The sequence below is a fragment of the Pseudarthrobacter sp. NPDC059871 genome, from assembly GCF_042731175.1.
Taxonomy (GTDB): Bacteria; Actinomycetota; Actinomycetes; order Actinomycetales; family Micrococcaceae; genus Arthrobacter.
Window position 1 is genome coordinate 1 of sequence record NZ_JBHWJV010000009.1, and the last position, 13314, is coordinate 13314.

Below are 13314 nucleotides of genomic sequence, written 5' to 3' on the forward strand. Positions count from 1 at the left end.
AACGCCCGGTCCCATTCCGAACCCGGAAGCTAAGACCCACAGCGCCGATGGTACTGCACCCGGGAGGGTGTGGGAGAGTAGGACACCGCCGGACAAAACATTGGTCGAGGCCCCAACCAGCACCTGGTTGGGGCCTCCCACATTTAAAACCCCCACCACCACACAAACCCACACCCGCCCACCCGCGCCGGCACCCACCCCACACCCGGGCTCACTTGTGGTGGTTCCCACCAGGACGCCCGCTCACTTATGGCGGTTCCCCGCCCGGACCCGCGCTCACTCGCGGCGGCACCCACCCGAACCCCCGCTCACTTATGGCGGGACCCACCCGGACCCCCGCCCACTTATGGCGGATCCCACCCGAACCCCCGCCCACTTATGGCGGTTCCCACCCCCCGCTCAAACCGGGGAACAACCACCCCCGATGCCCCATCACATCGGGCACCCAACACCCGCTCCTAAGAACCCCACCTGAAAGCGCGACAACGACCCGGGCAACCACCACAAGTGAGCCCGCGTCAGAAGAATAGCCGCCACAAGTGAGCGCGCGTCAGAAGGATAGCCGCCACAAGTGAGCGCGCGTCAGAAGGATAGCCGCCACGAGTGAGCGCGCGTCAGAAGGATAGCCGCCACGAGTGAGCGCGCGTCACCGGGGGAGGCGGAGAACAAGGAAGTGGGGAACACAGCGGGGGAGGACAGGGCGGTGAGGAAGCGGGCTGTTCAGCGTAAAGTTGATCAGCATGAGTAGCCTCTTCAGCCACAGCCAGGAACCGTCCGCGATCAGCGGGGAAACCCCTTCTGATGTCTTGGAAGGTGTGGTCAGTTCGGTTGTGGTTCCTGGTGGGGTGGCCCATGCGTTCGCCGGCTTTACCGACCACACCCACCTGTGGTGGCCTCTCGAGGAGCACGGCATCTATGGGGCCGGCTCCTATGTGGAGTTCGAAGAGAACCTGATCCTTGAAACGGCAGACGACGGCCGGACCAGCATCTGGGGAACCCTGGACGACTGGCAGCCCCCTTTCTCCTTCCACGCCACGTGGCACCCTGGTACAACGGCCCTCTGGTCGACGGAACTTCGCGTGGTGTTCCAACCGGTCGATGCTGGCACCGAGGTGCGGGTTCTCCACGAGGGGTGGGAGGGCGCCGAGGATCCTGCCGCCACCCGTGCGCAGTACGCCTCCGACTGGCCCGGCATCCTCGCACGCTTTGCCCGCTTCATGGGAGCCGAGTAACCGGCGTTCTGCAGCGCCCCTAGACTGGAGAAGACATGGGGGCAACGGCGGCTGGAGGCTTGATGGTAAACGTAGTGGACGCATTGACGGAGAGCGTCGGAGCCGGGCAGGTTGTCACGGCGGACGCGGATCTCCCCCGGTACGCAGTGGACCAGGCGCCGATTACCGACTTCCAACTGCCGCTGGCCGTGGTGTTCCCCGAGTCTGTGGCCGACGTGCAGTCGGTTATACGGGCCTGTGCGGATGCCGGCATTGCAGTGGTGCCTCGTGGTGCTGGGACCGGAGTCTCCGGCGGTGCCCATGCCACCCGGAACAGCGTTGTCCTCTCCCTGGAACGCATGGACCGCATCCTGTCCATCAGTCCCGACGATGAGACGGCAACCGTGGAACCCGGGGTGGTGAACGCCGACCTGAATGACGCCGTCGCCCCGCACGGACTGATGTACGCCCCTGACCCGGCCAGCTTCCGCAGCTCAACCATAGGCGGCAACGTAGCCACCAACGCGGGTGGCCTGCGCTGTGCCAAGTATGGGGTCACCAGGGACTCGGTCCTCGCCTTGGACGTGGTGCTCGCTGACGGGTCCCTGATCCACACTGGCCATCAGACTTTCAAGGGTGTTGCCGGCTATGACCTCACCGGGCTGTTCGTCGGTTCCGAAGGCACCCTGGGCATCGTTGTAGGCATCACCGTTCGGTTGAAATACCTTCCCCGCGACGTTCACACCATCGCCGCGTTCTACCCCGGCTTCCGCGCGGCCGCTGCGGGCGTCCTGGCGGTGGGGAGGGCCCGGGTCCAGCCAGCCATTATGGAACTGCTCGACGGCGGGACGCTGGCGCAGCTGGACGAGCTGCACGGCTCAGACCTTACTGCCAGGGGACGCTCGCTCCTGCTGGTGCAGACCGACGGCTTTGGTGCCGCCGCGGAAGCGGAGGTGGTGCGCGAGGTGCTCCGTGCCGGTGGAGCCACCGTCACGACGGAAGCCAGCGCCGAAGCAGAGCGCCTGGTGGAGCTGCGCCGGAACAGCCGGGGCGCCGAAGTTGATGACGAGTACCGGGTGGGCGAGGACGTGGCCGTTCCCCGCTCGCGCCTGGTCGATTACGTCGCCGCGCTGGAATCCATGGCAGCGGAACACCAGGTCAAGCTGAAAGTGGTGGCCCACGCAGGGGACGGCAACCTCCACCCCACCTTTTGGATAGATCGCCAGGGTGCGGGCGTTGACCCCGCGGCAATGGAGCGGCTCCAGCGTGCCCTGGATGTCTCCATCACCGCCGCGCTTTCCATGGGCGGGACCATCACCGGCGAACACGGGGTGGGCCAGTACAAGCTGCGGTGGCTCGGCTTGGAACAGCCGGAACCCGTCCGCGAGATTCAGCGGCGGATCAAGGACCTGTTCGACCCTGCCGGGATCCTGAACCCCGGAAAGGCCATCTAGGGGCTAGTCGTCCGAATCCGGGTACTCGTCAGCGGACTCGTCGCTGCCGTAACGGGATTCTTCGGTTTCCACCTCAAGGATCTTCAGGAGCTCGGTGTCCGGGTTCAGCATGATGGCTGCCTCGTCACGGCGGTGCCGGAGGATCGAGTCGATGTACGACTGGACGGCCTCGGCCAGGGGGATGTGGCGTTCCTGCTTCTCCGACATGTACCAGCGGTGCTCCAGGACTTCATGCACCGCTTCTGCCGGTTCCAGCTTTCCCGACAGGTCGCGCGGGATGGACCGGACGATCGGTTCGAAGATCTGGCTCACCCAAAGGTGTGCGCTGTACTCCTCATCCATCTCCGGGTTATTGTCCGCACGGAACGAATCCATGTCGTTCAGGAGGCGGCGGGCCTGGTTCTCCTGCGCATCCAGGCCGGTCAGCCGCAGGAGCCTGCGCTGATGGTGCCCCGCGTCAACCACCTTGGGCTGCAGCTGAATGGTGGAACCGTTCTGCGTTGTCTTGATGGCATATTCCTCGACGTCGAAGCCGAGTTCGTTGAGCCTGCGGATACGCGCGCCCACCCGCCAGCGTTCCCCGAGTTCGAAGGATTCCTTTTCGGTGAGCTCCGCCCACAGCCGCCGGTAGCTGTCCATGATCAGTTCGCTGGTGGCCACAGGGTCCACCTTCTCCTCGATCAGGCCGCCGTCCAGCAAGTCCATGAGTTCGCCGGCGATATTGACCCGGGCAATTTCGAGATCGTATTCCCGTTGGCCGAGGGACAGGTCCGGGTACAGCTCGCCCGTCTCCGCGTCCACCAAGTAGGCCGCAAAGGCTCCCGCGTCGCGCCGGAACAGGGTGTTGGAGAGCGAAACGTCACCCCAGTAGAAGCCAATGAGGTGCAGCCTGACCAGCAGCAGGGCCTGGGCATCAATGAGGCGCGTCAGCGTGTCCTTGCGCAGCATCTGCGAGAACAGTGCACGGTACGGCATCGAAAACTTCAGGTGCCGGGTAACCAGCACAGGGTTGAGCGGACGGCCGTCCAGTGTGGTCCGGCCGGTGATGACCGCAACGGGCTCAACGCAGGGGACATCCAGCCGGGCAAGTTTCCGGAGCATGTGGTACTCGTGGCGCGCAACATGCTCGGAGGTTTCTTTGATGGCGATCACCGATCCGCCGAGGTGCGCAAACCGCACAATGTGGCGCGAGATACCCCGGGGGAGGGCGGCAAGGTTCTCTGCCGGCCAGTCCTCCAGCGCGATGTGCCACGGCAGGTCCAACAGCTCGGGGTCAGCGGCAGCCGCCGTGATGTTCAGTGAGCTTGCAACCGAGGCAGCTTTGTTGTCATCGGCACTGGCGGCGGTGAAACGCGGCAACTTTCCGATCTGCCCGTAGTCGGTGGGTTCGTCGTGCCACTGGGCGCTGTGTTCCTCGGTCATGGACTCAATTCTTCCGTACATGGGCGTGCCCGGCTAATTCTTCCGCGGGACAGTTAACGGCCGACGGCGGCCCGCACCTTTGCGAATAGGTGCGGGCCGCCGTCGGTTTGCGGTGGGGACTAGTCGCCCAGGCGCAGGCCGGTCTTGGTGTCGAACAGGTGCACGTGGCCCGACTGCGGACGGACGTAGATGGACTCGCCCTTCATCGGAGGACGGCGACCGTCGACGCGTGCCACGATGTCGTGGTCCTTGCCGTCGAGGGTGGTGTGGCCGTAGACGTAGGCGTCGGCGCCGAGCTCTTCGACGACATCAACCTCGACCTTAAGGCCCTCACCGTGGGGAGCGGTCTCCAGGTCCTCGGGGCGGCTTCCAACGGTGACCGTGGAGCCGTGTGCCTCTTCGAGGACGTCGCGCGGCACGGGGTAGACGGTGCCACCGAACTGCACACCGCCGTCGACCACGGGAAGTTCCAGCAGGTTCATGGCCGGGGAGCCGATGAAGCCGGCAACGAAGACGTTCTTCGGGCGGTCGTACAGGTTGCGCGGGGTGTCCACCTGCTGCAGCAGGCCGTCCTTGAGGACTGCAACGCGGTCACCCATGGTCATGGCCTCGACCTGGTCGTGGGTCACGTAAACCGTGGTGACGCCCAGGCGGCGGGTCAGGGAGGCGATCTGCGTGCGGGTCTGGACACGCAGCTTGGCGTCAAGGTTGGACAGCGGCTCATCCATGAGGAAGACCTGCGGGTTACGCACGATGGCGCGGCCCATGGCAACACGCTGGCGCTGGCCGCCGGAGAGTGCCTTCGGCTTGCGGTCCAGGTACTGCTCGAGGTCAAGGAGCTTGGCGGCCTCGCGGACACGCTCTGCGCGCTCTTCCTTGGAGATGCCGGCGATCTTCAGTGCGAAGCCCATGTTGTCTGCCACAGTCATGTGCGGGTACAGGGCGTAGTTCTGGAAGACCATTGCGATGTCGCGGTCCTTCGGGGGGACATCGGTGACGTCGCGGTCACCGATCAGGATGCGGCCTGCATTGACGTCCTCGAGGCCTGCGAGCATGCGCAGGGAGGTGGACTTACCGCAACCGGAGGGTCCAACGAGGACCAGGAATTCGCCATCGGCGATGTCGATGTTGAGTTTATCGACGGCGGGCTTATCTGTGCCCGGGTACAGACGCGTAGCGTTATCAAAAGTAACTGTAGCCACAGTTATCAATCCCTTCACCGGCAGGTACGTGCCGGACGATCCGTTGTGAATGGTTCATGTTTGTTCAGTTTTGAGTTGCATGATGCGTTCCGGCAGTGCCGGAGCGCATCGAGTGACGCCGCACGGTTCTTGTGCGCCACATCACAAGAAAGAGTATGGCAGAACCTTCGCTTTTTATCGCAAATGTTACGAACGTCACACCGGGGGTTGCCGGCCGGTTAGCCGGCCGGCTTTTCGTTCCCTTCGCCCACAGCGGAGCTCCGCGCCGCAAGCAGCGCCTCAAGCAGCTCTGCCACGTGGACCGGAGCCTCCACCCGGTACTGCGCCTGGGTGAAGTCCAGGCCTACCTTGACCCCTACATCCCCCGGGACAAGGCGGGCGAAGGCGTCTTCGTCCGTGGTGTCGTCTCCCGCGAACAGCACGGCGGTGGCTCCTGCCGCCTGGCGAAGGAACGTGACGGCTTCGCCCTTGGAAGCGTGTACCACGGAAGTTTCCAAGACCCGCTTGCCGTTCTTCAGGAACACGCCCTTGCGGTCCTCCAGCAGTGAGCGTGCGGCGGCGACGGCGTCCTCGGCCACGTCGTCCGCAGCCTGCCGCGTGTGCAGCACTACGCCTGCCGGCTTGTCCTCAAGCATGGTTCCGGGGGCTTCCCCGGCGATCTCGGCGAGGATGCCCCTGACCTCGGCCAGCAGCGTTCGCTGGTCTTCGTCCAGTTCGAGTCCTGTAGACCCCGGGCCCAGCCAGGCTTCCGCGCCGTGGCTGCCAATGAGCAGTGACTCGGCCGGTGGCGAGGCCACGCTGCGCAGCGAGGCGAGGGCGCGCCCCGAGATGAGTGCCGTCGTCGTACGCGGAAGGGCCGCCAGCCCGGCAAAGGCGGCGGCCGCGCGCGGAAGCGGCCGTGCATCGTCCGCATGCGGCACGATCGGTGCCATGGTGCCGTCGAAGTCCATGGCCACCAGCAGATGGTCAGTGGCGGCGATGCTCCGGACGGCTTCCCTCAGCTCGGGTGTCAGGGCGAGCGGCGCTGCCGTACCTGGTTCAGGAGTCATCGCGGACCACCTTTTCGTTCAGCGCCCGCAGGAAGTCAGCCGACCAAAGATCCACATCGTGTTCCAGGATCTGCTTTCGCATGGCCCGCATGCGGCGACCGGCTTCGCGCGGAGTCATCTCGACGGCGTTCATGATGGTGTTCTTCAGGCCGGCGATGTCGTGGGGGTTGATCAGCAGCGCCTGCTTGAGCTGGTCAGCCGCGCCGGCGAATTCGCTCAGGACCAGGGCGCCGTCGTTGTTGTTGCGCGCGGTGACGTATTCCTTGGCCACCAGGTTCATGCCGTCCCTGAGGGCGGTGACCAGCATGACGTCGGCCGCCAGGTACAGGGCCACCATTTCCTCCACCGGGTAGCTGTGGTGCAGGTAGCGGACAGCGGTGTTCTGGATGGTGTCGTAGGTGCCGTTGATGTGGCCCACGGTGCCTTCAACTTCCTCGCGGAGCAGGCGGTACTGCTCAACCCGCTCCCGGCTGGGGGAGGCCACCTGGATCAGGGTCGCGTCTCCCACGGACAGCCGGCCGTCCGCCAGGAGTTCCTCGAAGGCTTTCAGCCGGTGCCGGATGCCCTTGGTGTAGTCCAGCCGGTCCACGCCCAGGAGGATGGTTTTCGGGTTGCCCAGGTCCTGGCGGATCTGCCGGGCCCGCTCGATGATGTCCGGCCGGGCGGCAAGTTCGCTGATCTGCTTGACGTCGATGGAGATGGGAAACGCCTGCGCACGGGCGATATGGGTGATCTGGCCGTCGTGGCCCTTGACGTGCACCTGCTGCTGCTTGACGCTGGCGCCAAGGAAGCGCCGGGCCGAGCGCATGAAGTTGCCGGCGTCACTGACGCGCTGAAAGCCCACCAGGTCCGCGCCGAGCAGTCCGTCGATGATGGCGTGCCGCCAGGGCAGCTGGGCGAAGATCTCGGGCGGGGGAAACGGGATGTGGTTGAAGAACCCGATGCGGAGGTCCGGCCGTGCCTGGCGGAGCATTCGCGGAACAAGCTGCAGCTGGTAGTCCTGGACCCAGACGGTGGCGCCCTGGTCCGCGTGGTGCACGACGGCGTCCGCGAACCTTTGGTTGACCTTGCGGTAGGAATCCCACCAGGTGCGGTGGAACTCGGGCGGCGCGATGACGTCGTGGTACAGCGGCCACAGCGTCGCGTTCGAGAAGCCCTCGTAGTACAGCTCGACGTCGTCGGTGCTGAGCTGGACCGGGACCAGATCCATGCCGCCGTGGCTGAACGGCTTCACCGTCTCGTCGGGAGCGCCGTGCCAACCCACCCAGGCGCCGTCGGTCTTGGTCATCATGGGAGCCAGTGCGGTCACCAGGCCGCCCGGGGAGCGGCGCCAGCCGGACCCGTCGTCACCGCTGTCTCCGGGGGAGACGCGGTCGACGGGCAGCCTGTTGGAGACCACCATGAAGTCGTACTTCGTGGCCTGTCGGTGGCCGGATGCGGCCTTTCCTGACGGCTCTGCTGTGGCAGGTTTTTCCTGGACGGGTGTTTGCATTGCGGCCCCCTGGGGTTGCTTGTGCCTCTAAGCCACCCTAGCCGGGCGGAATCATCCGTGCTATTCGTCCGTTGGTCAACCCGGGCGGATAGTTGAAGAGGCAAGCTCTCAGGTTTCTCCCCTAAAATGGTGGAAGTGCCACGAAGTGGTCCCTCCACGTCGACCGACCCAAGGAACACATGAGCCCCGGAAACGAAGTACGTAAGTCGAAAGCTGAGCGAACCGCTGAGGCGCGGGAGAAAGCGCGCCAGATCCGCGAGGCCCAGCTGAAGAAGGACAAGCGCAACAAGCTTCTTATCGGCTGGGGCATTGTGGCGGCTGTGGTCGCCATCCTGGTGGTCGTGGGACTGGTGGTCACCACCAGCATCAAGCAGAACACCCCCATTGCGGACCAGGGACCTGTCCCCGCGAACGGCAATGCCAACGGCGGCGTGACGCTGGTTGCCAACACCGGCGTGAAATCAACGGACTCCGCAACGGTGGACATGGCCAAGGTGCCGGCCAAGCCGGACACGCAGCCGAACCCCGTCGTTGCCCCGGGCGCGGAAGCCGAGGCCGGCCAGCCCGTGAAAGTCGTGGCGTACATCGACTTCATCTGCCCGGTCTGCAAGCGGTTCGAGAGCACCTACAACGAGGCCCTCACCGGCCTGCGCAACGAAGGTAAGATCAGCCTGGAATACCGGCCGCTGGGCTTCCTTGACCGCCAGTCCAGCACCAACTATTCATCCCGCGCAGCCAACGCGGCAGCGTGTGTAGCAGACAAGGCGCCGGAGAAGTACGCCGAATATGTTGACACCCTCTTCGCCAACCAGCCTGCTGAAGGCAGTGCCGGCCTGTCCGATGACAAGCTCAAGTCATTGGCCAGCGACATCGGTGCAGACATCAACAGCTGTGTTGACGACAAAACGTTCCGCCCGTACGTCAAGTACTCCACCCAGCTCGCATCCAACATCGGTATCACCGGTACGCCCACCATCTTCGTGGACGGCAAGCAGTGGGACGGCAGCTCCGACCTCAACGCCGAGATCCAGACGGCCATTGCAGCGAAGGGCTAAGACCCCCTAGCCTCCTGTCGGCCCGCTTCCGGAATTTCCGGGAGCGGGCCGGCTGCATTAAGGGCCGGAGGTTGGCTTCGTCCCCGGCCGCGTGCCTAGGTTCATTGCCCGCGAGCCTGCCGTTTTTACCACCGGCAGCACTTGGGCTACGCTTATCTGGCGCCGTCAGGCGCCGCCCGCAAGGGCACGCCTCCTTAGCTCAGTTGGCCAGAGCACCGCTCTTGTAAAGCGGGGGTCGTCGGTTCGAATCCGACAGGGGGCTCCAATCATGCCCGGGACGACGCCGGTTCCGCCTTCTGGTACTTTCTCCGCCCCGCCATTCCAGGGTTAGGCTGATGTCATCCGAATGATCAGCCTGCTGATGAATGGAGGATGGCTGCCATGCCCAAGACCGGCAAGAACCACCATGCCCGCAAGGACGAGCTTCCCTCGACCCTGCAGCGTTCCGACCAGAAAGCCCAGGACACCTTCGCCAAGACGTACGACTCCGCCATCGAGTCCTACGACGACGAACGCCGGGCAGCGCAGACGGCCTACGCATCCCTGAAGCACAGCTACGAGAAGGTGGGCGACCACTGGGAAGCCAAGGACAAGAAGGGGCCGTCGGACAAACGGGCGGAAGAGAAGGGCGCCGGATCCTCCACGCCCACGGCGGGCGGCGTGGATGCCAACGCCTCGAAGGGACATCTTTACGAACTGGCCCGGAAACTGGACGTCAAGGGCCGCTCCAGGATGGACAAGGAGCAGTTGGTCCAGGCAGTGCAGAAAGCCAACGACGCCGCCACCCGCAAGGCCAGATCCTAGTTCCTCCGGCAAGGGAGGGACGGCGGACGGCGTCCCTGTCCGCAACGCCGACCGGGCCCTTGCCCTAACGCCTCCCAGGGTGTCGAATTTGAGGACACGCTAGGACGGGTTGCACGGCAAAGACGCCAGGAGGTTCCCATGTCGGTGAAGAGTGCCAAAGACACGGCCAAGGCTGCAGGTGGCCGGAATGGGACCGAACCACGCCGAACCGATTCTGCCGCCCGCATCGCGGCACTGGAACCGGCCGGCATCCGGAACATCGCCCTGATCGGGCACTCCGGGGCCGGCAAGACCCTGCTGATTGAAGCACTTCTTGCTGCCAACGGCATGATCACCCGCAAAGGCTCCATAGCCGAGGGGACCACTGTAGGGGACTCCGATCCCGCTGCGGTCCACCAGCAACGGTCCGTCACCCTCTCCCTGGTGCCCCTCCTGCTGGACGAAACCAAGGTCAACCTGCTGGACACACCCGGCTACCCCGACTTCATCGGGGAAATGCGGGCAGGCCTCCGCGCAGCGGACGCCGCCCTTTTTGTTGTTTCAGCCGTCGACGGAATTGATGCCACCACCACCGCGCTGTGGGCCGAGTGCGCGCACCGGAGGCTCCCGCGCGCAGTGGTGATCACCCGGCTGGACCACCCGAGGGCGGATTACGACGGCGCCCTCGCGGAGTGCCGGAAGGCGTTCGGCGACGGCGTCCTCCCGCTCTATGTCCCGGTCGGTTCCGGCGGCGAACACTCCGGCCTGCTGGGACTGCTGTCCGGAACTGTCACGGACTACACCCCAGGGGAAAGCCCTTCCACCCGGGACGCACCAGCCGATGACACGGCGGCTGCGGCCGAGGCCCGCGGAGAGCTCATCGAGGGCATCATCGCCGAAAGCGAAGACGAATCCCTGATGGAGCGCTACCTGTCCGGTGAGGACATCGACACCCGCGTGCTGATCGAAGACCTGGAGACCGCCGTCGCCCGTGGTTCGTTCCATCCCGTCATCCCCACATCCGCCGTCACCGGCCTGGGAACGTCGGAACTGCTGGACATGCTGGTGCGCGCGTTTCCACCGCCCACTGAGGCGGGCGTTACCGAGGCGACAGACCTCGAGGGCCGGCGCGGCCGGTCCCTGGGCTGCGACCCGTCGGGGCCGCTGGCCGCCGAAGTGGTGCGAACCTCCAACGATCCATTCCTGGGCCGGATCTGCCTGGTCCGCGTGTTCTCAGGAACCCTGCGCGAGGACTCACCGGTGCACGTTGGCGGGCACGGCCTGGCGGACCGGGGGCACCAGGACCACGACACCGACGAACGCGTCACGCACCTGTACTCGCCGCTGGGTGCCACCCTGCGGCCGGTGCCGTACTGCGTGGCGGGGGACCTGTGCGCCGTGGCCAAGCTGGGGAGCGCCGAAACCGGTGACACCATCTCAACCCGGGACGATCCGCTCATGCTCGCCACCTGGGAGATGCCCGAACCGCTCCTTCCCGTGGCCGTGGAAGCCGATTCCCGCAGCGACGAGGATGCCCTGGCCCGGAGCCTGGGGAAAATCGCCGCCGGTGACCCCACCATGCGGGTGGAACGCAACACTGAAACGCATCAGCTGGTCCTGTGGTGCATGGGGGAGGCGCATGCCGACGTCGTGATGGACAGGCTCCGTGAGCAGGGCGTGAAGCTGCACGCCGTGGACGTGGTGACACCGCTGCGGGAAACCTTCGCGGGCCCGGCCATCGGGCACGGACGCCACGTCAAGCAATCCGGGGGACACGGGCAGTACGCCGTGTGCGACATCGAAGTGGAGCCACTGGACCGGGGCGGCGGTTTCGAATTCGTGGACAAGACGGTGGGAGGGGTCATCCCGGGGACGTTCATCCCTTCCGTGGAGAAGGGAGTCCGTACGCAGATGGAGAAAGGTGTTTCCGCCGGGTTCCCCGTGGTGGACGTGCGCGTGCGGCTGGTGGGCGGCAAGGCCCACAGCGTCGATTCGTCCGACGCCGCATTCCAGGCTGCAGGCGCCCTGGCCCTGCGGGAGGCGGCCGCGGCAGGCCGGATCCAGCTGCTTGAACCGGTCTCGGCCGTCAGCATCACCGTGGCGGACGAGCACGTGGGACCCGTCATGAGCGACCTCTCCGGCCGCCGGGGCCGGCTGACCGGCACGACGTCGTCGGGCGGGGGACTCACTGACATCAGTGCGGAGGTGCCGGACCAGGAACTGCTGCGCTACGCCGTCGAACTCCGTGCCCTCACCGCCGGTACGGGCCGTTTCAGCCGCAGCTACCTGCGCCACGACCCCGTGCCGCCCGGCTTCAGCCCCATCTGAACCGGGCCCTGATGAATCCGGCCGCCCGCAAGATCCAGAGCGTCTACCTGGTGCTGACGCTCGGGAACACCCTTGCGGCGTCCTTCATCTGGGGGATCAACACGCTGTTCCTGCTCGACGCCGGCCTGAGCAACCTGGAAGCCTTCGCTGCCAACGCTTTCTTCACCGCAGGCATGGTGCTGTTCGAGGTCCCCACCGGGGTGGTGGCGGACAGCTGGGGCCGCCGCGCTTCGTTCCTCCTGGGAACCGTGACCCTCGCCGGCTCCACCTTCCTCTACTACCTGCTGTGGCAGTACTCCGCGCCGTTCTGGTGGTGGGCCGCCGTCTCTGTGCTGCTCGGCCTGGGATTCACCTTCTTCTCCGGCGCGGTGGAAGCCTGGCTGGTGGATGCCCTGCAGTACTCCGGCTACGACGGCACCCTCGAGACCGTGCTGGGCAGGGGCCAGATGGTAACCGGGATCGCGATGCTGGCGGGATCCGTTGCCGGCGGCGTCATCGCGCAGGCCACCAACCTGGGCGTTCCCTTCCTGCTACGGGTAGCAGTGCTGCTGGCCATGTTCGTTGTGGCCTTCCTGCTCATGCACGACGTCGGGTTCACCCCTGAGCGGTCGGCCCGCCCGCTCGCCGCTACCCGCGCCGTCCTCAAGGCCTCCGTGGACGGCGGGCTCCGCCACCCGCCCGTCCGGTACATCATGCTGGCCGCCCCGTTCACGCAGGGCGTGGGCATCTACGTGTTCTACGCCCTGCAGCCCTACCTCCTGCAGCTCTTCGGGGATCCCCGCGCCTACGCCGTGGCCGGGCTTGCCGCCGCCATTGTGGCCGGGGCTGACGTGGTGGGCGGATGGATGGCGCCGCGGGTCAGGAAACTGTTCCACCGGCGGACCACGGTGCTGATCGTGAGCAACGTGGCCAGCGCACTGATCCTCGTAGCGCTCCTGTTTACCACCACGTTCTGGCTGGCCCTGGTGCTGCTCATGCTGTGGGGGGTGGTGGGTTCAGCAGGTATCCCGGTCCGCCAGGCGTACCTGAATGACATGATCCCCTCCAAACAGCGGGCAACGGTGCTCAGCTTCGACTCCCTCATGGGTTCCAGCGGTGGAGTTGTGGTCCAGCCCTCGCTGGGGCGGGCCGCTGACCTTTACGGCTACCCGGCCTCCCTCGCCGTGAGCGGGGCCGTGCAGCTGCTGGCCGCACCCTTCATCCTGATGAGCCGGCGCCAGCGCTCGCCGGCAGACACCGCCACGGAACTGGCTGCCCCTGAGGAATCGACGGGGTGAGCCGGTGCCGCAAGGGGAAGGCCCCCGTTGACCTGGACATG

10 protein-coding genes, 1 tRNA gene and 1 rRNA gene are annotated in these 13314 nt (G+C 65.8%); 8 read left to right on the forward strand and 4 right to left on the reverse strand.

Annotated features, from left to right (window positions below):
• The 3 genes from rrf to ACFV4R_RS12880 form a co-directional block, all read left to right on the forward strand.
• Nucleotides 1-94, forward strand: a 5S ribosomal RNA gene (gene rrf, locus ACFV4R_RS12870); the annotation flags it as partial.
• Between the two features lie 646 nt (nt 95-740).
• Complete coding sequence (locus ACFV4R_RS12875; RefSeq protein ID WP_377202840.1) at nt 741-1232, forward strand: hypothetical protein; 492 nt, start codon at nt 741-743, stop codon at nt 1230-1232.
• Nucleotides 1233-1294: 62 nt separating this feature from the next.
• Nucleotides 1295-2665, forward strand: coding sequence for an FAD-binding oxidoreductase (locus ACFV4R_RS12880; protein ID WP_377202841.1), 1371 nt, complete (start codon nt 1295-1297; stop codon nt 2663-2665).
• A 3-nt stretch (nt 2666-2668) separates the two neighbouring features.
• Here the strand turns inward: ACFV4R_RS12880 and ACFV4R_RS12885 are convergent, their stop codons facing one another.
• From ACFV4R_RS12885 to ACFV4R_RS12900, 4 genes are all read right to left on the reverse strand, one after another.
• Nucleotides 2669-4087, reverse strand: a complete 1419-nt coding sequence (locus ACFV4R_RS12885) for a DUF4032 domain-containing protein (protein WP_045732827.1) — start codon at nt 4085-4087, stop codon at nt 2669-2671.
• Between the two features lie 119 nt (nt 4088-4206).
• On the reverse strand, nt 4207-5289 hold the full coding sequence (locus ACFV4R_RS12890; RefSeq protein ID WP_377202842.1) for an ABC transporter ATP-binding protein: 1083 nt from the start codon (nt 5287-5289) through the stop codon (nt 4207-4209).
• Nucleotides 5290-5507: 218 nt separating this feature from the next.
• Nucleotides 5508-6338, reverse strand: a complete 831-nt coding sequence (gene otsB, locus ACFV4R_RS12895; RefSeq protein WP_377202843.1) for a trehalose-phosphatase — start codon at nt 6336-6338, stop codon at nt 5508-5510.
• Nucleotides 6328-7830 carry a trehalose-6-phosphate synthase gene (locus tag ACFV4R_RS12900; RefSeq protein WP_377202844.1) on the reverse strand — a complete coding sequence of 501 codons (1503 nt, stop codon included), beginning with the start codon at nt 7828-7830 and terminating at the stop codon, nt 6328-6330. The genes otsB and ACFV4R_RS12900 overlap by 11 nt, the downstream gene beginning before the upstream one ends.
• A gap of 179 nt (nt 7831-8009) precedes the next feature.
• Between ACFV4R_RS12900 and ACFV4R_RS12905 the strand changes: the two genes are divergently transcribed.
• From ACFV4R_RS12905 to ACFV4R_RS12925, 5 genes are all read left to right on the forward strand, one after another.
• On the forward strand, nt 8010-8885 hold the full coding sequence (locus ACFV4R_RS12905; RefSeq protein ID WP_377202845.1) for a DsbA family protein: 876 nt from the start codon (nt 8010-8012) through the stop codon (nt 8883-8885).
• Nucleotides 8886-9073: 188 nt separating this feature from the next.
• A tRNA-Thr gene (locus tag ACFV4R_RS12910) sits at nt 9074-9150 on the forward strand.
• Between the two features lie 116 nt (nt 9151-9266).
• Nucleotides 9267-9689: a ChaB family protein gene (locus ACFV4R_RS12915; protein ID WP_377202846.1), complete on the forward strand. Its 423-nt coding sequence runs from the start codon at nt 9267-9269 to the stop codon at nt 9687-9689.
• A gap of 138 nt (nt 9690-9827) precedes the next feature.
• Nucleotides 9828-11996, forward strand: coding sequence for an elongation factor G-like protein EF-G2 (locus tag ACFV4R_RS12920; RefSeq protein WP_377202847.1), 2169 nt, complete (start codon nt 9828-9830; stop codon nt 11994-11996).
• An 11-nt stretch (nt 11997-12007) separates the two neighbouring features.
• Nucleotides 12008-13273 (forward strand): MFS transporter, encoded by a 1266-nt coding sequence (locus ACFV4R_RS12925; RefSeq protein WP_377202848.1) that lies wholly within the window; start codon nt 12008-12010, stop codon nt 13271-13273.
• Nucleotides 13274-13314: the final 41 nt, after the last annotated feature.